This window comes from Roseibium sp. Sym1 (assembly GCF_027359675.1).
Classification (GTDB): Bacteria; Pseudomonadota; Alphaproteobacteria; order Rhizobiales; family Stappiaceae; genus Roseibium.
On record NZ_CP114786.1, the window covers coordinates 3,118,653 to 3,140,668 of the forward strand.

Genomic DNA, 22,016 nt, shown 5'->3' on the forward strand with positions numbered 1-22,016 from the left:
TAGGTCAGAAATATTCCGGGTTCCGGGCGACGATCTGTTCGACTTTCTCAAGCGTTCCAGAGAGGTGGGCCCGCACGGCTTCGTCGCAGGCCCGGGCATCGCCCTGTTCGATCGAATCAAGAATAAGCCTGTGGTATTTGAGGATGTTCGACGCCTTCCCCGGATCGGGCAGGTTGAGGTTGCGCAAGCGGTCGATATGGCCTGACCGGGACTCGACCAGCGCGTGGAGATTGGCCACGCCCGCCGATTGAAACAGCGACAGGTGAAACTGCTTGTCCAGGGCTGCGAACGCATCCAGGAGCCCGTCCGACAGGGCCTTTTCCTGCAGGCTCAGTATTTTCCGCGCCGTTGCGGTACTGCCGGAAGCTTTCTCCAGGGCCAGCTTCCGAGTGATTTCAAGTTCAAGGGACAGTCTCAGGAACTGCGTTTCACGCGCCTGATCGACATCGATCTTCGAGACTTCGGTCTTGGATTGGGGGTAGATGGTGAGAAGCCCTTCCTCCTCCAGCTTCATCATGGCGTCACGCACCGGCGTCTGGCTGACGCCGTAGTGTTTCGCGATCTCGCCGCGTGACAGGCCCAGGCCGGGATGGAGTTCGAGCGAAATGATCCTGGAGCGCAGGGATTCCTGGATCTGCTGGCTCACGGAGATGCGTTTTATCCGCTCTCCCTGCTCGTGTCCTTCGCTTCCGTTGAACGCCTCAAGAAGGTGAGCCGGCTTGAAATTCATCGGGTCTTCCTCTCTGCCCTTTCCAGGAGATTTCCGGGTCACAATACATCAGGCTTGCAAAAGATACACTAATATATTAGTGCATTAGTCAGACGGGGGTGCTCCCGCCTATGATTAGGAGGAAATCATGAAATCGAATATCGCAGCGCTGGTCGCGGTGACCGTTTCCGCACTGGCAACACAAGCGAACGCCGAAACATTCAACATTCAGTCGTCGTTCAACGCGGGGGACTTTTCCACCCAGTACCTGACTGAAAACTGGTTGCCGAAACTCAAGGAGAGGACCGGCGGCCGGGTCGAGATCGTGTTGACACCGAACGGTTCCGTGGTCCCGGCGCGTGAAACCCCGGATGCCGTGGCCGCGGGCGTTCTCGAGGGTGACTTCACCTCGGTGAACTATTTTGCCGGCCGCGAGCCCGCGTTCGCAATTCTCGGAGACCTGATCTCCGGCTACGACACGCCCCAGCAGATGCTCGGTTTCTGCAAGGACGGCGGCGGCGAGGCCATGATGCAGAAGGCTGCCGACACGATCACGGGTGGTGAAGTCCACGTCGTGGCCTGCGGTCCCTATTCGCGTGAAGCCCTCCCGGCCCGTACGCCCATCCGCACATTCGAAGACCTGAAAGGCAAGAAAATCCGTTCGCCCGAAGGCCTCGCGGCTGCCGTCTTCCAGGCCGCCGGTGCCTCGCCGCTTTCCATTCCGTTTTCCGAAGTCTACGGGGCGCTGGAAAAAGGCATCGTGGATGCCGCCGACGCGTCCGCCTATGTGAACAACGACGCAACCGGCCTTCACGACGTCGCGCCTTACCCGCTCTATCCGGGCATCCATTCGATGCCGTCGATGCAGTTCACGATCAACAAGGCCGTCTGGGATGACCTGTCCGCAGAGGATCAGAAGACTTTGCGCGACTGGTGGTATGAGGCCATGTACGCAATGGCGGACGAAGTGGGCAGGAAGGACCGTGAACTGGCCGAGCGCGACAGCGGCTCGGAGAAGATCGAAGTGATCGACTGGGCCCAGGAAGACCGCGACAAGCTGCGTGAAGTCGCCCGCGAGCAATGGGAAGCCTATGCCGAGAAATCCGATCTGGCCAAGGAAGCCCTCGCGGCGAACATCGCCTACATGACCGAGATCGGGCTCTTCAAGAAGTAACCTTCCCGTCTCTCCCACCGACGGGACGCCAGCCGGTTTCACACAGGCGGGCGTCCCGCATCCTTCGTTCCCACCTTCACATTTCCGGGAAGATAATGAAGCGTATTCTCGCCACCTATGCCGGTATAATGGACCGCATAAGTGTCTTTGTCGGCCAGGGCTGCTCCGTCCTCTTGTTTGCCTGCATCATCGTGTCGGCACTTGAGGTTGTCCTGCGCTACGGCTTTGACAGACCCACCGTGTGGTCGACCGAACTGGCCATGACCCTGTGCGCGTCGGCATGGGTGCTCGCGGTCGGTTACGTGACCGAACGCCGCCGCCACATTTCCATCACCATGATCGAGGGGCTGGTCAGCCCGCAAACCTGGCGCCGCCTGCGGCTGTTCCAGATGCTGGTCGCGATCGGGTCGCTGACCATTCTCGTAATGGCGCTCTGGGATCCGGCCGTGAAGGTCCTCAAGCGGACCGAGCATTCGGGTACGGCCCTGAATTCGCTCCAGCCAACCTATCTGAAGGTTCTCCTGTTGATCGGCTGCTGTCTCTATATCGCGCAACTTCTGGCAAACATCATCCGCTGGGCACAGGGAACGGAAGGGGAGATGCGCGATGGGCATTGAGCTGATCACCCTTCTTATCGTCGTCTCCCTTCTTGCGCTGATGGCGGCGGGTGTGCCGCTCGGCATCACCACGCTGACCGTGTCGCTGGGAACGGCAATCCTCTATTTCGGCGAACGGGCAGGGTTCTTCATCGTTGCCGCCAATGTCGGCGAGGTCCTGCACAAATATGAACTGATCGCGGTTCCCTTCTTCGTCTTCATGGCCAATGTGCTGGAGCGATCCGGGATTGCGAAATCCCTGTTCGATTCCATGGCGATCATGGGCGGCCGATTCCGTGGCTCCGTCGCGGTGCAGACCTGCATCGTGGCCGTGGTCCTGGCGGCCATGTCCGGGATCATGGGTGGCGAGATCGTCATGCTCGGCCTGATCGCCCTGCCGCAGATGTTGCGGCTCGGTTACGACCGCAAGCTGTCCATCGGCATCATCTGTGCCGCAGGCGCCCTGGCGACGCTGATCCCGCCATCGGTCGTGCTGATCATCTACGGTCTGGCGGCACAGGTCTCGATCACCAAGCTGTTCGCGGCGTCCGCCGTGCCGGGGCTGATCCTGGCCAGCCTGTTCATCACCTATATCCTCATCCGCGTCCGGCTCAATCCGGCCCTGGCACCCATCTTCGACATTCCGGAGACGGGTCTGCCGTTCCACCAGCGCCTGAAGTTCCTGAAAGGCGTCGCGTTGCCGGGTCTTCTGATCGGAGCGGTCCTGGGCGTGATCTACTCGGGCATCGCCACGGTGACCGAAGCCGCGGCCGTCGGAGCGGTCGGCGCGGTGGTCGTTGCCGGCGTGCGCAAGGAGCTGACCTGGACGATGGTCCGCGACGCCATGCGGCAAACGGTGATCACGGTGGGCTCCATCATCTGGCTGGTGCTCGGCGCCGTGTCGCTGATCGGGATCTACAACCGCATCGGTGGCGGCGAGTTCCTGCGCGGCTTGCTGACGTCGCTGGACGTTGCGCCGATCATGGTGATCGTCGCGATGATGCTGATCGTCATGGTGCTCGGAACCTTCCTGGAATGGATTGCCATCATCTTCATCACCGTGCCGATCTTCGCCCCCGTGGTGGTGGATCTCGGCTTCGATCCGGTATGGTTCGGTGTCCTGTTCGCCATGAACATCCAGATCTACTACCTGTCGCCGCCGTTCGGGCCAGCCTGTTTCTTCCTGAAGTCGGTCGCCCCGAAGGATATACAGCTTCAGGAAATCTTCGCCGCGGTTCTGCCGTTCATCGGGTTGCAGGCCATCGGCCTGTTCCTGGTGCTGTTCTTCCCCGACCTGGCGCTCTGGCTGCCAAACCTGCTGGACTGAGGAGAAACCCATGAAACCATCGGATCAGGATCTCACGCGGCAGGACGAGGACATCTCCAGTGCCGAGTTCGAAACCGAGGAGCGTCAGGATTACCGCTTCGGCAACTGGCCGGAGATTGCCGGACTTGCGTTCACGATCTTCGTCGTGTGGCTGACATTTGCCTTCACCGGATGACAATGATGACCCAAAAAAAACCAAAAGACCTGCGCTCGGCCCGGTGGTTCGCGCCCGATGACTTGCGCAGCTTCGGCCACCGTTCCCGGATGATGCAGCTCGGCTATTCCGAGGACGATTTCCGGAACAAGCCGGTCATCGGTGTTCTGAACACCTGGTCGGAACTCAATACCTGCCATTCGCACTTCAAGGAGCGCGTGCAGGATGTGAAACGCGGCGTTTTCCAGGCCGGCGGTTTCGCCGTGGAACTGCCGTCCCTGTCCGTGGACGAGAGCTTCACCAAGCCGACATCGATGCTCTACCGAAACCTGCTGGCGATCGAGACGGAAGAGCAGATCCGCTCCCATCCGCTGGACGGCGTCGTGCTGATGGGCGGATGCGACAAGACCACTCCCGGGCTGGTGATGGGAGCCCTGTCCGCGGGCGTTCCCATGATCTACCTGCCGGCTGGCCCGATGCTGAGGGGCAACTTTGCCGGAAAGGTTCTCGGGTCGGGGTCGGATGCCTGGAAATACTGGGACGAGCGCCGGGCCGGCAACATCACCGACGAGGAGTGGCTCGGCATCCAGGGCGGCATCGCGCGCTCCGCCGGGACCTGCATGACCATGGGCACGGCCTCGACGATGACCGCGATCGCCGACGCCATGGGCCTGACCCTGCCGGGGGCGTCGTCGATCCCTGCCGTCGATTCCGGCCATCAGCGCATGGGTGCCGATTGCGGTCGCAGGATCGTCGAGATGGTGTGGGAGGATCTCACGCCCGACAGGATCGTCACGGAGGCGGCCTGCCGCAACGCCGCGGTGGTCGCCATGGCGACGGGATGCTCGACGAATGCGGTGGTCCATCTGATCGCCATGGCCAGGCGGGCAGGGGTCGACCTGACGCTGGACGATCTCGATGCCCTTGGCAGGACCACGCCCCTGATCGCCAATGTCCGCCCTTCCGGCAAGGACTACCTGATGGAGGATTTCTTCTATGCGGGCGGTTTGCGCGGCCTGATGAAACAGATCGAGGAGCGTCTGGACCTGTCCGCCCTGACCGTGACCGGCAGGAGCCTTGGAGAGAATCTGGAAGGGGCGCAGGTCCACAATGACGACGTGATCCGGCCGCTGTCGAACCCGGTCTACCAGGAAGGATCACTGGCAGTTCTGCGTGGAAATCTGTGTCCCGACGGCGCGGTCATCAAACCGGCTGCCTGCGATCCCAAGTTTCACTGCCACGAGGGGCCGGCTCTCGTCTTCGACAGCTACCCGGAAATGAAGGCGGCCGTCGACGACGAGACGCTCGACGTGACGCCGGATCATGTCCTGGTGCTGCGCAACGCGGGGCCCCTGGGCGGCCCGGGATTTCCCGAGTGGGGCATGTTGCCGATCCCGAAAGCCCTGATCAAGAAAGGCCACCGGGACATGTTGCGCATCTCGGACGCGCGCATGTCGGGCACGTCCTATGGCGCGTGCGTTCTTCACGTGGCCCCGGAAAGCTTCGTCGGCGGTCCCCTGGCCTTGCTGCGGACCGGAGACATGGTTCGGCTCGATGTCCCGAACCGCAGCCTGGACATGCTGGTCGACGAGGCGGAACTGGAGCGGCGGCGCGCGGCCTGGACACCTCCTCCCGCGCGGTTCGAACGCGGCTGGGGCTACATGTTCTCTCAGCATGTGACCCAGGCGGACAAGGGGTGCGACTTCGATTTTCTCGAGCGCGGTTTCGGCAAAAGCGCGGGCGAGCCGGATATCTTCTGATGGTGCCGGGTCGCGCAAACCTGCCGTGCGGCACGCCCTCGGCATCGACCTTGAAACGGTCACCCGGCGGGGTGGCACCCTGAATTGAACCAGACCGGGCCCGGCTCGGCCCTCCCCACAATCGCACAGGAGCGATCATGCTCGACAAGACCTTCAAACCGCATGGAAAACACCTGATCGCGGGTGCCTGGCTGGCCGGCACGGCCACCTTCGATTCAGAACCCGCGCACGGGCCGGTACACAGTTTCAGTGTCGGCACACCCGACCTTGTCGATGCCGCCTGCCGGGCGGCGGAGGAAGCGTTCGAAACCTATGGCTGGTCCTCGCGGCAGGAGCGGGCAGCCTTTCTGAACGCCATCGCCGATGAAATCGAGGCGCGCGGCGAGGCGATCACGCAAATCGGCTGCCAGGAAACCGGCCTGCCCGAAGCGCGCCTTCAGGGAGAGCGCGGCCGCACGACCGGACAGCTCCGGTTGTTTGCGGACCACATCCTGGGAGGTGCCTATCTGGACCGGCGGCACGACGCGGCCCTGCCTGACCGCCAACCGCTGCCGCGCCCCGACCTGAAGATGGTTCAGCGGCCGATCGGGCCCGTGGCCGTCTTCGGCGCTTCGAATTTTCCGCTGGCCTTCTCCACCGCGGGCGGTGACACCGCGTCGGCGCTGGCCGCCGGATGCCCGGTGGTGGTCAAGGGCCACTCCGCCCATCCCGGGACGGGCGAAATCGTCGCCGAGGCCGTTCAAGCGGCGATTTCGAAATGCGGCGTCCACCCGGGGGTCTTTTCCCTGATCCAGGGCGGCAGGCGTGATGTCGGACAGGCACTCGTTCAGCATCCGCTGATCCGGGCCGTCGGGTTCACCGGGTCGCTTGGGGGCGGGCGTGCGCTGTTCGATCTTTGCGCCGCACGCACGGACCCGATCCCGTTCTTCGGCGAACTCGGCAGCGTCAACCCGATGTTCCTGCTGCCGGCGGCCGCAAAGGCCCGCGCCGCGAAGATCGGCGAAGGCTGGGCGGGCTCCCTGACCATGGGTGCCGGACAGTTCTGCACCAATCCGGGCATTGCCGTTGTCGAGAAAGGGGCTGATGGCGATGCATTCGTTCGGGCGGCGGCCGAAGCCCTCAAGAGTGTCCAGGGCCAATGCATGCTGACGGACGGGATCGCGGCTGCCTATCGTGACGGCAAGGCGCGCTTCGAGGCGGGCAACGCCGTCCGGCCTGTCCTTGTCACCGACAGCGCCGGCCGCAATGCCAATCCCAATCTCTATGAAACCGATGCCTCCGCGTTTTTCGAGGACCATGTGCTCGGCGAAGAGGTGTTCGGACCGCTCGGCCTGGTCGTGCGCGTCAGCGGCGCGGACGAAATGGAAGATCTGGCACGAAGCCTGGAGGGACAGCTGACCGCAACCCTGCACCTGGACGAGGGCGACCTGGCGCTGGCCCGCCGGCTGATGCCGGTGCTCGAACGCAAGGCGGGGCGGGTGCTTGCCAATGGTTTTCCGACCGGTGTGGAGGTCTGCGATGCCATGGTTCACGGCGGGCCTTATCCTGCCTCGACCAATTTCGGGGCCACATCCGTGGGCACGCTCTCGATCCGGCGCTTCCTGCGGCCGGTCTGCTACCAGAACCTGCCTGACGCGCTGCTGCCGGGCGACCTGCAACAAGGACTTTGACGATGAACGAAGAGACCCGTGACAAACTGATGGGCGTGTCGGTGGCAACGCTTGCCACGGCACTGTTCAAGCGGGGCCTGCGCAACCAGGTGATCCAGGGCGTGCACCCGGTGGGCCGGAAGGGCCGGAACATGGTCGGGCCCGCTTTCACCCTGCGTTACATGCCTGCGCGCGAGGACCGCAACCAGCTCACTGAATTCCGCCGGGAGGACCATCCCCAGCGGGTGGCCATCGAGACCTGTCCGGAAGGGTCCGTCCTGGTGATGGACAGCCGCAAACAGGCCAATGCGGCTTCGGCCGGCGACATCCTGATCACGCGCCTGATGGTGCGCGGCGGCGCCGGCGTGGTCACCGATGGCGGTTTCCGCGACGCGGCGGTCATTGCCGAACTCGATATCCCCGCCTATCACACACGGCCGTCCTCGCCGACCAACCTCACCAACAACGAGGCCATCGCGATCAACGAACCGATCGGATGCGGCGATGCACCGGTGTTCCCGGGGGACATTGTCGTCGGTGACGATGATTGTGTCATCGTCATCCCGGCCCACCTGGCCGAGGAGGTCGCCGATGAAGCGGTCGAGATGACGGCCTATGAGGATTTTGTCGTCGAACAGGTAAAGGCCGGCCAGAGCATCATCGGCCTTTATCCCCGGACGCGGGACGAGCACCTCACGGCCTTCGAGGCCTGGCGCAAGGCAAATGGTCGGTGACTGACCCCACCGTGAACTCAAGGGGCGCCCGGCGGGGCGCCTTTTTTGTTTCGCGTTTCGACAGTGAGCCTCCTCCGTGGGCGGCACTCAGCTTCCTGCCCGATGCTTCCGTTTCCCGGAACAAGTGTCATCGGGCTGCTCCCTTCCGTGTTGGCATGGTTCGAAGGTGTTGCCTCCGGTCCCCCAATTGGTGATGGTATGCGGGAGACGCGAGACCGGCGCCGAGGGATCCGTTGTCCTCGGACGCATGTTTCGCGAGTTTTGTCGGAGGCGGACGGTTCAATGAACATTGCGACCCTTGCAGAGCTTTCACCGCAATCGCGTCCGCGCCGGCATGGCCTGTTTGTCCTGGTGATCCTGCCCGTCCTGCTGCTGTCGACCTTGCCGGGCAGGGCCGATGACGTGCTCGGCGCGGTCCGCCAGACCCTGTCGCAACCCGACCGCCTGCCGCTCATTGTCGAAAAACGGCGGAGAGGTATCGCCCGGTTCTACGGGGGCGACGATGCCGGCCTGCTCTGGTACGGCAACCCGCGCAGCGGGGATCTGGTCGAACAGATGCGGGCCGCCTCCGCAAACGGCCTGAGACCGGAGGACTATCCCTTCGAGCTGCTCGAAGATGAGGCGCGACGGATGGGGCCATCCCTGCCAGCGCCGGAAGCTGCCTGGATCGAGCTTCTGTTCACCGCCCATTTTCTGGATTTTGCCAGCGACCTGAGGGCCGGGCGCGTGTCGCCGCGTGTGCTTTATCCAGATGCCTACATGCCGCGAAACGAAATCGATACCCGGCAGGCGCTCGAACGCCTGACCGCGTCGGACGGGCTGGACGGTTTCATCGAGATCTGGCAGCCGCAAGACGATACCTATCGGCGGCTCAAGGGCCATCTGGGCCTGCTCCTGAATGCTGCCGCGGCAGGAGGCTTCACCTTCATCGAACCAGGCGAGGATCTCCTGGCAGGTGCCTCCGATGCGCGTGTTCCTGTGCTTCGCCGCAGGCTCCTCGAAGACGGTCTGTTGCAGGAAGCTTCCGGCAGCGATGTGCTCGACAAGCGCACGGCGTTTGCGGTTGCACAGGCGCAACAGCGCTATGGTTTGCCCGTTTCGGCGAACCTGACACCTGCGCTCGTGCGGGCGCTCAATATCCCGGTCGGGCGGCGTATCGAACAGGTCTCCAACGCCATGGAACGGATCCGCTGGATCCCGCCGGAGTTTTCCAGGCTGCAGCTTCTCGTCAACAAGGGCGAGAACCGCTTCGTCTTTCTGGAAAACGGCCGGGTCGCCCGGGAGGGGCGGGCCTTCGCAAACTGTCCAGACCGCAATTACACAACCATGGCCACGACCATCGAAGCGGTCACCTTCCACCCGACCTGGCAGGTGCCTCTGGAGTTTCTCGGCCAGGAGCTGCTGCCACGGCTGCAGGAGGACCCCGATCTGGTCGCCTCGGAAGGTTTCTATCTCCGGCGCAAGGGGGCGGATGTTCCGCTCAGTGCGCTGCCCTGGCACCAGGCCAGTCCGCGCACGCTCAAGAGGCTCGTGGACGAGGCAACGCTTTTTCTGTCCTCGTCGGAGCAGAACCCGCTCGGCCGGTATGCCTATCGCCTCAGGCAGGAGCAGAAACTGTCCTTGTTCGACCTGGACGACGTGCCCGCGGGAGAGACGTTCTGCAATCCCTATCTGCCGAAATCCGCCTTCGGCATCGTGGACGGCCTTGATCTGCTGGAAGACATCATCGAACCGCACGTCTTCCCGAAAGCGGGGCTTACGCAGCGCATGGCGCGCAGGGATACCGTCACCTTTCCGGCACGGGGCGGGCTGATGGCGGTCGTGTCGCATGAGTCCGTCTGGGTCCAGCGCCAGGGAACCATCCGGTTCGGGTTGGATCCCTATCTGGAGGACGCCCGCCTGACCGCCGCCCTGTCAGGCCGGCCCAAGCCCTGACACCCGTTTCCGCGCGTGGGGAGGGGGAACGGAAAAGGGCGCTTCCGTCCGGAAACGCCCTGGGTGTGAATGTCCCGACTTCCTTTTCCGCAGACGTTATTGAAACGTTTCCAGATAGGCGATGACGTTGGCGACATCGTCTTCCTTGCGCAGGCCGGCGAAGGACATCTTGGTCTTCGGGACGACCTTCTTGGGCTTGGTCAGGTAGGCGGCGAGGGTTTCTTTGTCCCAGACCAGGCCGTCTTCCGCATGTTCGGTCATGCTCTTGGAATACTTGAAGCCTTCCACCTGCGCGGCCGGAGCGCCGACAATGCCGTTGAGGGCCGGGCCGACCTTGTTTTTCGCGCCGTCGCCGACGGCATGGCAGGCCTGACATTTGCGGAACACCTTTTCACCGGCCGCGGCGTCGCCGTCGGCAAGGGCGGGCGATGCCAGTGCCAGTCCCAGGGCGGCGGCCAGGCAGGCAACAGAATATCTCATGTTCAATCCTTTCCGTTCATAAGCACGCCTTCGACCGGATCTCCGGGCACAAGCGTTTCGATGGTTTCGAGGCGAACTGCGCCGGGCCAGGACCGATCCTTGTACCGGCCTGCCCGGCTGTTCCGGCCTGTCCCGTGGCCTCGGTGTCGGACCGGCCGAAAGTCGTTCCCCTGCGGTTGCCGGTCCACCAAAAGGGTGAACACGCTCCCACTCCTTGACATCCGTCAAGGGCGGGGAAACTCAGGCTGCAACCCGGATCTGCCGTGCCAGCTGGCACTGGTTCCAGAGCGCGTGAAGGGCACCGATCAGCCTGTCGACATCGGCGGCATCATGCACCGGCGACGGCGTGATCCGCAGCCGCTCCGTTCCCTTCGGAACGGTCGGATAGTTGATCGGCTGAATGTAGATGCCGTGTTGTTCCAGCAGCGTGTCCGACAGGAACTTGCACTTGGCAGGATTGCCCACGATGACGGGGATGATGTGGCTCGGATTGGCGACATGGGGAATGCCGTGCGTGTCGAGACGGCGGCGGACCTGGGCAACGATCGCCTGGTGGGCCTCCCGCTCTGCGGAACTTTCCTTCAAGTGCCGGATCGACGCCGTTGCGGCGGCGGCGATGGCCGGCGGCAAGGCCGTGGTGAAAATGAACCCGCTGGCGAAACTGCGCACAAAATCGCACAGCTCCGCCGACGCCGCGATGTAGCCGCCGACGACGCCGAAGGCCTTGCCGAGCGTGCCCTCGATGACCGTCAGGCGATCCATCAGGCCTTCCCGCTCGGCGATGCCGCCACCACGTGGCCCGTACATGCCGACCGCGTGCACCTCGTCCAGGTAGGTCATGGCCCCGTACCTGTCCGCCAGATCGCAGATGGCGGCGATCGGCGCGATGTCGCCGTCCATGGAATACACGCTTTCGAACGCGATCAGTTTGGGCCGGTCGGGATCCGCGGCTTTCAGCTTTGCCTCGAGATCTTCCAGGTCGTTGTGTTTCCAGATCACCTTCTCGGCGCGCGAGTGCCGAATGCCTTCGATCATCGAGGCGTGGTTCAGGCTGTCGGAAAAGACGATGCAGCCCGGAACCTGGGAGGCGAGCGTGCCGAGCGCGGCCCAGTTGGACACGTAGCCCGAGGTGAACACCAGCGCAGCTTCCTTGCCGTGAAGATCGGCAAGCTCTTCTTCCAGAAGCACATGATCATGTGTCGTGCCGGATATGTTTCTCGTGCCGCCGGCACCGGCTCCGCAACGGTCGATCGCTTCGTGCATGGCTGCGATCACCTTCGGATGCTGTCCCATGCCGAGATAGTCGTTCGAGCACCATACGGCGACGTCGCCGACGCCTTTCGGGTGGGTCCAGGCCGCTCGCGGAAACCTGCCGCATTCACGCTGCAGGTCGATGAAAACCCGGTAGTTTCCGGCGTCTTTCAGTTCGGCAAGGCGGTTCTTGAAAAATGCCTGATAGTCCATGATGTCCCCGCTTTTTCGATCCTGCCGGGACGATAGTTGCGGGTTGCGCCGGGTTACATGACAATAGTCAAGCGGACTGGCTGCCTGACGCTATTTCAATGCTGGTGACCCCGCTTGCCTATTGTGCAATATGACAAGGTAAAGCATACCTCTGCTGCCGTACTGACCAGGAATGCGAAAAAATGCCGACCGAACGCCAGAGCAAGATCGCCCAGAATTCGCTGCTGCTGAAGAGCTTTCCGCAGGAAACACGGGACATGGTGCTCAGCCTGTCGAGCTGGCGGGAATACGACCGGGGCGAAACCCTGTTTCTGCAGGGCGAGACCGCCCAGGCCATACACATCGTCATGGACGGCTGGGTCAAGCTGTACCGGATTGCCCCCAATGGCGGCGAGGCCGTCGTCAACGTGTTCGCAAAGGGGGAAAGCTTCGGCGAGGCCGTCGCCTTCCGCGGCCACGCCTATCCGGTTTCGGCGGAGGCGGTGACGGCCTGCGAGGTGATGCGCATCCCGAGCGTTGCCCTTCTGGAGGCGATGCGCAAGGACCCGGACATCGCGGTGTCCGTGGTCGCGTCCACCTTTGTCCACCTTCATTCGCTGGTGTCCCAGCTTGAACAGCTCAAGGCGCAAACCGGACCGCAACGGGTCGCCGAGTTCCTGCTGGAATTGTGCGAACAGGAAACCGGCCCCTGCGAGGTGACCCTGCCTTATGACAAGTTCCTGATCGCAGGCCGGCTGGGCATGAAACCGGAAAGCCTGTCCAGGTCCTTTGCACGTCTCAAGGCCGCCGGCGTACATATCAATCGCAACCATGCCGAGATTGCGGATATCGAACGTCTTCGCGACTTTTCCGAATCCGATCCCGTCGAAGCCTGGCACAAGGGGTGATGGCGATGCTGAAGAACGTTCTTGAAGCCATCGACAAGGCGAATGCCGCCGATCCCACCCAGGAGGACGGCCAGCCGGCGGCGCTCATCTACGGGCATCGCATGAGCGAGGAACTCGGCCGGCTTTTTCCTAACGCGTCGGAAGCGCTCACGATCGCGGCGCGCGGGCAACATATCGAAAGATGGATCAAGCCGAGAAAAACCTACCCCGAGGGCAAGGCCGGGTATCATGCCTGGCGCCGGGACCTCGCGCGGCACCACGCGGAGCGTGTCGGCGGTATCATGCGGGATGCGGGCTATCCGGAGACGGACATCGAGGCCGCGGCGAAAATGCTGCGCAAGGAAGGCCTCAAGCGGGATCCGGAGGTTCAGGCGCTCGAGGACACCATCTGCTTCGTTTTCCTGAAATGGTACTTCGCCCCCTTCGCCGCCAAGCACGAGGACGACAAGGTTCTGGATATCGTGCGCAAGACCGCCCGCAAGATGTCTGACGGATCCAGAGCGCGGGTCCTGGAGGAGTTCGACCTGCCCGCTCCCCTGGCCGGCGCGTTCAGCGCGTAAGGCCTGGCGCGAGAAAAAGGCCGAGCAGCACCAGACAATATATGCCGAGCCCCCAGTTGAAGCCCGATTGCCAGGAAGGGGCCTGCCAGAGCCCCAGATAGCGCGACAGGATCACGCGTGCCTTCAGCCACGCGATCACAAGGACGAGCGCGCCGGTGGCGGTCGGCCCCGGCAGGACACCGCTCCAGGCCGCAAGAAAAACGGAAGCTGCGCTCAAGAGCAGAAGCTGCAGCCAGGCGCGGGTAACGGCGGCGGTTTTCATCTCCACCTCATGCAAGCAGGTAGATGACGGGAAAGAGCAGGACCCAGACCAGGTCCACCATGTGCCAGAAGGCTGCGCCGGTCTCGATGTTCGCGGCATCGTCCTTCCAGGCGACCAGACCCAGGATCGCCATGCCGGCCAGGACATGCATCGCGTGAAAGCCCGTCAGCAGATAGTAGAAAGTGAAGAACGGATGTGTCTCCGTCGAGATGCCTTGCCCCGCGAGATCGGCAAATTCGTGGAACTTGATTGCCAGGAAAACCGCCCCCAGCGCCATGGCGCCCAGCAGGCACCGGCGCGCGGAGGTCCGGTTGCCGGCCAGTCGGGCCTCAAGGGCCCGCGCGGCCAGAAACCCGCTGGTGATCAGAACAAGTGTGTTGATCCCGGCAAGCTCCGGATGAAGCTGCACTCGTGCTGCAGCGAACCCTGCGGCATCGGTGATCCTGACGCCGAGAAATGCCGCCAGACCCGCCCCGAAGACCAGGAGTTCACTGACGATCAGCACCCACATCAACAGCTCGCCGGGCAGTTGGTCCAGAAGGTCCGGGGCCGGGTTAGAGGCTGGCTTCGGGGCAGGCCCGTCCAAACTAGCCACCGACGATCTGGCGGTAGATCTGCGGCAGGGCCTGGGTCAGCCTGTCCGGGTGCGGGATCACGGCGAAGCCGCCCTGGCCGAAGAGTCTGGGAAACCAGGACTTGGCCGACTTGTCGATGGTCACGCCAAAGACGGATTGCCCCAGCCGCCGGGCCTCGCGGACGGCCATGCGCGTATCCTCGATGCCGTGCCGACCCTCGTAATGGTCGAGATCGTTCGGCTTGCCGTCGGTGATCACCAGCACAAGCTTGCGTTTGCGTGTCTGCTCGGCCAGATCCCTGGATACGTGGCGGATCGCGGCCCCGAGGCGGGTGTAGAAACCGGGCTTCAGGCCACCGATCCTCTGCTCGACCAGATTGCTCATCGGTTCGTCGAAGCGTTTGCAGGATTGCAGGTAGACACGGTGGCGCTTCAGGGAGGAAAACGCCGATACCGCGAAATCGTCACCACAGGCATTGAGACCCCAGGCGAGCGCCGTCAGGGCTTCACGCTCGATGTCGATCACGGCCCTGCCGGTGACCGCGCTTTCGGTCGAGCGGGAGACATCCAGCAGGATCGAGACGGCCAGATCGCGCGCCTCCGGCCTGGTCTGAAGCCAGATCCTTTCGTTTCCGGACCCGCCGGCGATGCGTTCGACCTCCGAGCGGACGGCGGTGTCCATGTCCAGGCGATCGCCTTCCAGATGGCCGCGTGTCGTTACGCGGCCCGGCCGGAGGGCCTCGAACTGTTTCTTCACCGAGCGGATGCGCCGGACCGCGCGGGGATCCCGTGCGACCTGCCCGTGTTCCGGGTCGGCCTCGGCGACGCTGGTCAGCACGCAGACATGGTCCGGGAGATACCGGCCGCTGCGCGTGTCCCACTCCGGATAGAGGATCTTTCCGGACAGCCGCTCCCGGTCGACATCCTCGGGTGCCAGGTCCAGGTGCAGTTTCAGCCGGGTCGCCGGTGATTTGGAAACCTGGCCGAGACCGATCTCGTCCTGGTCGTCGGCCGCCTTCTTGGCGTCGTCGTTATCGTCGTCATCCACACGCCGGTTGAGGTTCAGGAATTCCGCCCAGCTGAGGATCGCCTCGAACTTGTGCAGGATGAGGCTGTCCTGCCGTTCCGCCTGGTCGGCCTGGCGCCGGCGCGCCCGCACCGTCTTGTCTCCGCCCTCTTCGGGCGTGCCGTCCGTTTCCCTGTTTTCCACCTCGTCACCGCTGGAAAAGACCACATCCCGCAGGTCCGGCCAGACCGGAGCCGGCCGGAACGGCCTGTAGCCCCGAGGCGCGCGGATGCCCCCCAGGTCGTCCTGTTCCAGTCTGGCTTTCAGCACCTGAACGTCCTCGGGCAGGTCGGCCGGGTCGCCGAGCATGCGGCGCACCAGCCGTTCGATCCGGGCTTCCCAGGACGGCAGCGAGGCAGCGGGGCGCAGTTGCAGGCTCCCATGGCACAGCGCCGAATGAAGCGCGCGGAGGCCCGGTGCGGTCTCCAGGGTCCTGGTGATCATTCCGGTGATCGCCTGCAGCATCTTCAGATCCGCAAGCAAAGGATCGGCGTCGCCGGCATGTGCCGGCGCATTGGCGGCCAGCGCCGTCAGCCAGACGTAGAGCGCCGCATTGGCTTCTCGTGAGGGAAACACGGCAAGGGTGGCCGGCAGACGAAGAACCTCCCCGTCAAAACTGGCGCGGGGCACGGTTTCCACTTCGGTGCCCAGCCGCCTCAGGAAGCCGAGGCGGTGACGTGAAACTTCCGCGGACACGGGCCGGATCTCCACTGAGTGGCCCCCGCCCAGTCCGCGGAAGAAGACAGCAAGCCGCCCGCCGACCTCGGAGAGGTCGACCGCGGCTCCATGATGCACCTCGGGCGCATCCAGGCGGCTTGCAAATGCGTGCCACAGTTTCCCGACCGTTTCTTCGGGTTCCCATGGCTCGAAGTCGATCCTGCCCATCGGTCTGGCCTCACCCAAACACGGCCGTGACAAGATCAAGGAGCCCGCGTTTCACGTCTTCGTCGTCCGTCAAAGGTTCGATCATCGCCGCAAGAACGGCCCGGTTCACCGGCATGCCCTGGGCAATCAGCGTGGCGGCGTAGACGACCAGCCGGGTCGAAACGCCTTCTTCCAGGTCCTGTCCCTTCAGAGCCCGCAGCTTGCCGGCAAGCCGGACCAGCGCGGTCACACGCTCCCGGTCCAGGCCGCTTTCCTCGGCGACGACATCGATTTCCAGATCCGGAGCCGGGAAATCGAATTCCAGCGAAAGGAACCGCTGGCGCGTGGACGGTTTCAGCGTCTTCAGGATGTTCTGGTAGCCAGGATTGTAGGACGCGACCAGCATGAAGCCGGGCGCGGCCAGGAGTTCCTCGCCCGTACGGTCGATCGGCAAGGTCCTGCGATCGTCGGTCAGCGGGTGCAGGACGACCGTGACGTCCTTGCGAGCCTCGACCACCTCGTCCAGGTAGCAGATCGCGCCTTCGCGGACGGCGCGGGTCAGGGGACCGTCGACCCAGACGGTCTCGCCCCCTTTCAGCAGATACCGGCCGATCAGGTCTGCGGCCGCGAGGTCGTCGTGGCAGGCAACCGTGTAGAGCTTGCGGCCGAGCCTTGCCGCCATATGGGCGACGAAGCGGGTCTTGCCGCATCCCGTCGGTCCCTTGAGCAGCATCGGCAGGCCGTTCTTATGCGCGGCTTCGAACACGCCGCATTCGTCGGATTGCGGCAGGTAGAAGGGGGCGGTGGCCGCCCCCTTTGCCAGGGATACACTTCCTTCCATGAGGTCTACTCCGCTGCAACGCTGGTGGCTTCGCCCGCTTCGATGACTTCACGTTTGGGAAAGGCGATCGCGTAGATGAACAGCAGCGCACCAAGGACGAACGCCGCCCCCGCGCCGAAGCGCATCCAGTAGAACAGCACCAGCTGGTCCTGCACGTCCATGTAGTATTCGCCCATCACCCGTTGCAGATGCGTCTGGATGGTGCCGGCGAAGGTCAGGACGAAGGTCATGAAGGACATGCCGCCGGCCATCAGCCAGAACGATGCCATGTTGAGCACCTGGTTGTAGGGATCCCGGCCGCGCAGAAGCGGCATCGCGTAGGAGATGATTGCCAGGTTCAGCGACACATAGGCGCCGAAGAAGGCCAGGTGCCCGTGGGCGGCAGTGATCTGCGTGCCGTGGGTGTAGTAGTTCACGCCATGCAGGGTGTGGAGGAAGCCCCAGACACCGGCGCCGAAGAAGGCGAGGGTGGCACAGCCGAGAGACCACAGCAGCGCGGCCTTGTTCGGATGGTCCCGCCGGCCCTTCCAGACCATGACGAATGCAAAGGCCATCATCGCGAAGAACGGTACGACTTCCAGAGAGGAGAAGATCGAGCCGATCCACTGCCAGTAACCGGGTGTGCCGATCCAGTAGTAGTGGTGGCCGGTGCCGAGGATGCCGGAGAACAGGGCGGCGGCGACGATGACGTAAAGCCATTTCTCGACGACCTCCCGGTCTACCCCGGTCAGTTTCAGCATCAGGTAGGCGAGCACGGAGGCCATGATCAGTTCCCAGACGCCTTCAACCCACAGATGGACGATGTTCCACCAGTACTGCTTGTCGAGCGACAGGTTGCTCGGATTGTAGAAGCTGAACAGGAACAGCAGCGCCAGGCCCCACAGGCCCAGAAGCAGGATGTTGGTGATGGCGGTCTTCTTGCCTTTCAAGACCGTCATGGTGATGTTGTAGAGGAACATCAGCGCGGCAACGACAATGCCGACCTTGACCCATTTCGGCTGTTCGATGAACTCGCGGCCTTCCTTGCCCAGCAGCCAGTTGCCTTCGAACAGGTTGAAGACATAGGTGAGCACGACACCGAGCGTGCCGACCACGAGGATGATGAGCTGCAGGTAGGCGATCTTGGTTGAGTGGATTTCCCGCTCCGCCTCTTCGGGGATCAGGAAATAGGCCGATCCCATGAACCCGAGCAGCAGCCACACGATCAGGCTGTTGGTGTGCAGCATCCTGACGATGTTGAAGGGCAGCAGTTCGGAGAGGAAGTTCGGAGCAACGTAGATATATCCGGCCAGCAGACCGCCCAGGACCTGAACGGCAAACAGACCGAGCGCAACGGCGAAATACGCCAGTGCGACCTTCTGAGATTGATATTTCATCTTGAGGTTCCTTCAGCGTTCAAATCAGCCGGCGTCGTTCGGCGGCCAGTCCTGGGCGTCGATCTTGTCGGTCCAGATCAGGAAATTGGCGAGATCCCGGATTTCCTCGTCGGTGAGGTTGAATTGCGGCATCTGCCTGCGGCCCTCGATGCCCGTCGGCATGGATTCCATCCAGCCCTTCAGCGTTTCAAAGGCCAGCTCCGGATCGTCGATGACGCCCCAACGGGTCATGACGTTGCCGACCTCCGGCGCGAAATAGGCACCTTCGCCCAGAATCGTGTGGCAGTTGATGCAGGCGTTTTCTTCCCAGACATGTTTGCCTGCGGCAACACTGTCGGTCAGCGTGCTCGCGTTGGTTGAAGTGCTGGTGATGTAGAGATGGCTGTGAACAGACAAACCTACAAAGATGATGATGAAGAACAGTGACCCGCCATAAAATATGTTTCGGGCCATGCTTTTGGTCATGACTTCGCGCATGGCGACCGACCCCCTTTTCGTAGCCATTGATGGTGGATGAACCATCGGCGAGCGGCAGGCGGGACTCCTTAACAAAAGTCAACTGGTCGGAAATTTCGCTGCTGTCAGCCGAGAGCTGCAATCCTGGCATCCGGAAAGACAGTGAGGGCGGCATCGATTTCAGCCCGTTCCATGACACAAAAGGCCGTCGACAGGGCGTCGGCAAGGGCGGCGGACGGCGCGGTGACGGCACTGATCTGCCATCGCTGTCCTCTTCCCGCCGGATCGAGGATATGACCATGCGCCGCGCCTGGCCCGATCAGCGTTCCGGCAGGGGAAGACACGGCGAGCGCCCTGTCTTGCAGGGCCGCCGCGCCGACGGTCCTGCCGTCCGGCAGTGCGATGGCCGCTTGCCACGCTTTCCCGTCCGGTCGCCGGCCCATGGCGTTGATCTCGCCGATGTCCACCAGGACGTCCCTGTAGCCTGCCTGCCTCAACAGCGTGGCGACCTGATCGGCGGCATGGCCTTGCGCGATGCCATTGAATGTCACCGCCATGCCGGGACGCGCCAGCCGTATTTCCTGTTCCGACAAAACCACGTCCCGCCAGCCGACAAGCTTGCGCGCGGCGTCAATATCCCCGCCGGTGGCAGTCGCCTGCCACAGCGGCTGGATCGTCGGATCGAAGGCACCAACCGTTGCCGCGTGCACCTGTGCGGCCAGGCGGAAGAGCGCCAGAACATCGGGATCGGGCCAGGGCCAACGCCCGGTGCGGTTGAGACGCACAAGTCCGGACTCGGTATGGAGCGAAAAACGCGTCTCCACCCGGGCGAGCAGTCGCTCGATTTTCCTGAAGAGGCGTCGCGCGGAGCTTTGGTCGGTGCCGGTCAGAACGACACGCGCCGACGTGCCCATCGCCCGTCCCTGCCAGCTGACGTTTTCGGCGGCCCTGGAGGGCGAGGCGACCGCAGCAGCGGCGGCTATGGTCAGAAAGCGGCGGCGGCTTATCATGGCTTGTCTCCCTTTGACGCGGCCGCAGTGGAGGGCTGTGCCGTCGGGCGCACCCGCCTTTTCAGGATCGTACAGGTGGTGGGATCGTTAAAAATCACCTGGCAGCGCAGGCACAGCACGCATTCGTTGGGATTGATGCGACCGATCGGATCGATCGCGCCGACGGTGCATTTGGTCTCGCACAGCCGGCATTCCCTGCCGCATTGCGAGCGCCGGTGCAGCCAGTCGAAGATCTTCAACTTGGCCGGAATGGCGAGCGCCGCACCAAGCGGGCAAAGATACCGGCAATAGAACCGTTCGATAAAAAGACCGGCGGCGAGGATCGCGACGACGAAGAGAACGAACGGCCAGGCGCGGATCATGCGCAGCGAAATCGCCGTTTTGAACGGCTCTATCTCCGCCAGAACCAGGGCATCGTGCATGGAATAGAACGACAGCGCCAGAATGGCGACGAAAGCCGTGTATTTGATCATCCAGAGCCGTTCGTGCAGCGCCTGCGGCACGGCGATCTGTTTGACGCCCAGCCGCTGGGCGGCAAAATTGAGCAACTCCTGCAGGGCACCGAAGGGACACAGCCAGCCGCAGTAAACGCCCCGTCCCCAGAACAACAGGCACAGGGCAACGAAAGACCACAGCAGGAAGATCACCGGCTCGATCAGAAAGGTCTCCCACCGGAAACCGGTCAGCAGCGAATGAATGAAAGCCACGACCTGCACGACGGAAAGTTGGCCGTTCAACCCCCAACCCAAAACAAGCAGCGTGACGGACAGAAATCCCAGCCGACCGACGAGCCAGAGTTTCTTGCGGCGGACGATGCTTTCCTGGAACAGCAGCACAAGCGCCAGCGCGACCAGCATCATCGCGACAAATACCGTGGCCGGCATTTTGGCGGTCCAGATCTCGCGCCAGAGCGGTTCGGTCTCCATAGGAGGCACCGCGTGGAACGCCTTGGGCAGCGTATAGTCGGCACTGACAACCATGGTGGCGGCAGTGCCGCCCGCCCCGGGGCGTTCCGCCGTCACCTCGATCCGGAAGGGCTTTGTCGCGTCGATCTCGGGTCCGATCCGGAAGACGCTCATTTCCTTCAGTTGCGGTGCGTTGTCGATGCTCAGCTTCTTGACGAAGATATAGTCGGCCTCCTTCGGAACGACGCGGGTCGTCCCCTGGACAATGGTGAGCCTGTCGAAGGCGCCGCTGCGGCGCCATTTCGTGCCGCGGTGCGAATGAAGTCCGCCGGACAGGACCGCGAGCGCCGTGTCGCCCGGTCCGAGCGAGCCGATCACGCTGGTATAAAGGTGCTGGCCCAGCAAATTGCGCCCAACGGTCGGAGGGTCGATGATGCCGGTGTAGAGATCGAGAAAATTCCCGGGTCCCGGCGCCACGGGCACCTTCGCGCCGCGCAGGGCGGCCGCCGCCTCGTCCATGGTGACACGCTTCTGCACAAGGGTTCCGCTGGCAAGAAGGGAGGGCCAGTCGGCCGGTTCAAACCCCAACCGGTCGACGCCGCTTCCGCCGACAAGCTCGCGTGCAACCGAGAGCGTGTGCGCGGTTCGCAAAATTCCGTCGCGAATGACGCCGGTCGAGACCGTGGCACGCGCGATCACATCCGGCAAATCGCTCTGCGGTTCAAGCATGGATGCGCGCTCCGCCCGCAGATCCACTCCCGCATAGGCATCGACATACCGGGCGATGTCCTCGTCGGAGAGACCCAGCGTCAGAACCGGTTCGTTATGCTGCATCAGCCGCGCACCGGCGATCCTGGCATCAAGTCCGATGGCAACCAGCACATCGAGCGGGCGCCCGGAATAGCCGATCGATCCGGCGATTTCCCAGGTCGACCCTATGGCGCCGATCATCCGTCCGTCCTTGAAGACGGTCCAGGAAGGCACTCCCGTTTCGTCCCTGACAACCGTCACCGGCTCCGCGCTTTGAAACAACTCCGCGGCAAGGCGCGCATCGGGAACGGCCGGCGAAATGGATTCGCCGGTCAGTCCCGTGGCGAGACAAGGCTCCGCCAGCAACAAGAGACCAATCAGAAGGAGGTGAAAAAGGCGCATGAAAATGGTCCCGATCCGATGCGGCCAAAGTGCCGCAGGGACCGGAAACGGACCTTAACAAAAGTCAAGGCAGCGAAGACC

At 63.2% G+C, this 22,016-nt stretch carries 21 protein-coding genes; 10 read left to right on the plus strand and 11 right to left on the minus strand.

Going from position 1 to position 22,016, the window contains the following annotated elements; translation table 11 throughout:
• Positions 1 to 4 precede the first annotated feature (4 nt).
• Positions 5 to 730 carry a GntR family transcriptional regulator gene (locus O6760_RS14150; protein WP_269586004.1) on the minus strand — a complete coding sequence of 242 codons (726 nt, stop codon included), beginning with the start codon at positions 728 to 730 and terminating at the stop codon, positions 5 to 7.
• Positions 731 to 857: 127 nt separating this feature from the next.
• Here O6760_RS14150 and dctP point away from each other — a divergent pair, with 127 nt between their 5' ends.
• The 8 genes from dctP to O6760_RS14190 all read left to right on the plus strand — a co-directional run bounded on the left by dctP (position 858) and on the right by O6760_RS14190 (position 10,038).
• Entirely contained in the window at positions 858 to 1,883 is a 1,026-nt protein-coding gene (gene dctP / locus O6760_RS14155; protein WP_269586005.1) for a TRAP transporter substrate-binding protein DctP, read from the plus strand.
• A 95-nt stretch (positions 1,884 to 1,978) separates the two neighbouring features.
• The gene (locus tag O6760_RS14160) at positions 1,979 to 2,500 is read left to right on the plus strand and encodes a TRAP transporter small permease subunit (protein ID WP_269586006.1); all 522 of its coding nucleotides are present in this window, start codon (positions 1,979 to 1,981) and stop codon (positions 2,498 to 2,500) included.
• On the plus strand, positions 2,490 to 3,806 hold the full coding sequence (locus O6760_RS14165) for a TRAP transporter large permease (RefSeq protein ID WP_269586007.1): 1,317 nt from the start codon (positions 2,490 to 2,492) through the stop codon (positions 3,804 to 3,806). The genes O6760_RS14160 and O6760_RS14165 overlap by 11 nt, the downstream gene beginning before the upstream one ends.
• Positions 3,807 to 3,816: 10 nt before the next feature.
• Positions 3,817 to 3,981, plus strand: a complete 165-nt coding sequence (locus tag O6760_RS14170) for a hypothetical protein (RefSeq protein ID WP_269586008.1) — start codon at positions 3,817 to 3,819, stop codon at positions 3,979 to 3,981.
• 5 nt (positions 3,982 to 3,986) lie between these two features.
• On the plus strand, positions 3,987 to 5,720 hold the full coding sequence (gene araD / locus O6760_RS14175) for an L-arabinonate dehydratase (RefSeq protein WP_269586277.1): 1,734 nt from the start codon (positions 3,987 to 3,989) through the stop codon (positions 5,718 to 5,720).
• Between the two features lie 137 nt (positions 5,721 to 5,857).
• Positions 5,858 to 7,390 (plus strand): aldehyde dehydrogenase (NADP(+)), encoded by a 1,533-nt coding sequence (locus O6760_RS14180; RefSeq protein ID WP_269586009.1) that lies wholly within the window; start codon positions 5,858 to 5,860, stop codon positions 7,388 to 7,390.
• Between the two features lie 2 nt (positions 7,391 to 7,392).
• Positions 7,393 to 8,103, plus strand: coding sequence for a ribonuclease activity regulator RraA (locus O6760_RS14185; protein WP_269586010.1), 711 nt, complete (start codon positions 7,393 to 7,395; stop codon positions 8,101 to 8,103).
• A gap of 282 nt (positions 8,104 to 8,385) precedes the next feature.
• On the plus strand, positions 8,386 to 10,038 hold the full coding sequence (locus O6760_RS14190; RefSeq protein WP_269586011.1) for a hypothetical protein: 1,653 nt from the start codon (positions 8,386 to 8,388) through the stop codon (positions 10,036 to 10,038).
• Positions 10,039 to 10,134: 96 nt separating this feature from the next.
• Here the strand turns inward: O6760_RS14190 and O6760_RS14195 are convergent, their stop codons facing one another.
• Both O6760_RS14195 and hemA read right to left on the minus strand, forming a co-directional pair.
• On the minus strand, positions 10,135 to 10,518 hold the full coding sequence (locus O6760_RS14195; protein ID WP_269586012.1) for a c-type cytochrome: 384 nt from the start codon (positions 10,516 to 10,518) through the stop codon (positions 10,135 to 10,137).
• Positions 10,519 to 10,758: 240 nt separating this feature from the next.
• Positions 10,759 to 11,982, minus strand: a complete 1,224-nt coding sequence (gene hemA / locus O6760_RS14200; protein WP_269586013.1) for a 5-aminolevulinate synthase — start codon at positions 11,980 to 11,982, stop codon at positions 10,759 to 10,761.
• A gap of 182 nt (positions 11,983 to 12,164) precedes the next feature.
• On the opposite strand from hemA, the gene O6760_RS14205 reads away from it, so the two are divergent.
• Positions 12,165 to 12,869 carry a Crp/Fnr family transcriptional regulator gene (locus O6760_RS14205; RefSeq protein WP_269586014.1) on the plus strand — a complete coding sequence of 235 codons (705 nt, stop codon included), beginning with the start codon at positions 12,165 to 12,167 and terminating at the stop codon, positions 12,867 to 12,869.
• A gap of 5 nt (positions 12,870 to 12,874) precedes the next feature.
• Complete coding sequence (locus tag O6760_RS14210; protein ID WP_269586015.1) at positions 12,875 to 13,429, plus strand: DUF4202 domain-containing protein; 555 nt, start codon at positions 12,875 to 12,877, stop codon at positions 13,427 to 13,429.
• Here the strand turns inward: O6760_RS14210 and O6760_RS14215 are convergent.
• The 8 genes from O6760_RS14215 to O6760_RS14250 all read right to left on the minus strand — a co-directional run bounded on the left by O6760_RS14215 (position 13,419) and on the right by O6760_RS14250 (position 21,935).
• Positions 13,419 to 13,691: a cytochrome C oxidase subunit IV family protein gene (locus tag O6760_RS14215; protein ID WP_269586016.1), complete on the minus strand. Its 273-nt coding sequence runs from the start codon at positions 13,689 to 13,691 to the stop codon at positions 13,419 to 13,421. The genes O6760_RS14210 and O6760_RS14215 overlap by 11 nt on opposite strands.
• Before the next feature lie 7 nt (positions 13,692 to 13,698).
• On the minus strand, positions 13,699 to 14,277 hold the full coding sequence (locus tag O6760_RS14220; protein ID WP_269586017.1) for a cytochrome c oxidase subunit 3: 579 nt from the start codon (positions 14,275 to 14,277) through the stop codon (positions 13,699 to 13,701).
• A 1-nt stretch (position 14,278) separates the two neighbouring features.
• Positions 14,279 to 16,216 carry a nitric oxide reductase activation protein NorD gene (locus O6760_RS14225; RefSeq protein ID WP_269586018.1) on the minus strand — a complete coding sequence of 646 codons (1,938 nt, stop codon included), beginning with the start codon at positions 16,214 to 16,216 and terminating at the stop codon, positions 14,279 to 14,281.
• A 10-nt stretch (positions 16,217 to 16,226) separates the two neighbouring features.
• On the minus strand, positions 16,227 to 17,036 hold the full coding sequence (locus O6760_RS14230; protein ID WP_269586019.1) for a CbbQ/NirQ/NorQ/GpvN family protein: 810 nt from the start codon (positions 17,034 to 17,036) through the stop codon (positions 16,227 to 16,229).
• Between the two features lie 5 nt (positions 17,037 to 17,041).
• Positions 17,042 to 18,412, minus strand: coding sequence for a cbb3-type cytochrome c oxidase subunit I (locus O6760_RS14235; RefSeq protein WP_269586020.1), 1,371 nt, complete (start codon positions 18,410 to 18,412; stop codon positions 17,042 to 17,044).
• Positions 18,413 to 18,436: 24 nt separating this feature from the next.
• Positions 18,437 to 18,889, minus strand: coding sequence for a c-type cytochrome (locus tag O6760_RS14240; RefSeq protein ID WP_269586021.1), 453 nt, complete (start codon positions 18,887 to 18,889; stop codon positions 18,437 to 18,439).
• Between the two features lie 104 nt (positions 18,890 to 18,993).
• The gene (locus O6760_RS14245) at positions 18,994 to 19,878 is read right to left on the minus strand and encodes an FAD:protein FMN transferase (protein ID WP_269586022.1); all 885 of its coding nucleotides are present in this window, start codon (positions 19,876 to 19,878) and stop codon (positions 18,994 to 18,996) included.
• Positions 19,875 to 21,935 carry a NosR/NirI family protein gene (locus O6760_RS14250; RefSeq protein WP_269586023.1) on the minus strand — a complete coding sequence of 687 codons (2,061 nt, stop codon included), beginning with the start codon at positions 21,933 to 21,935 and terminating at the stop codon, positions 19,875 to 19,877. Before O6760_RS14250 ends, O6760_RS14245 begins: the two co-directional genes overlap by 4 nt.
• Positions 21,936 to 22,016 lie beyond the last annotated feature (81 nt).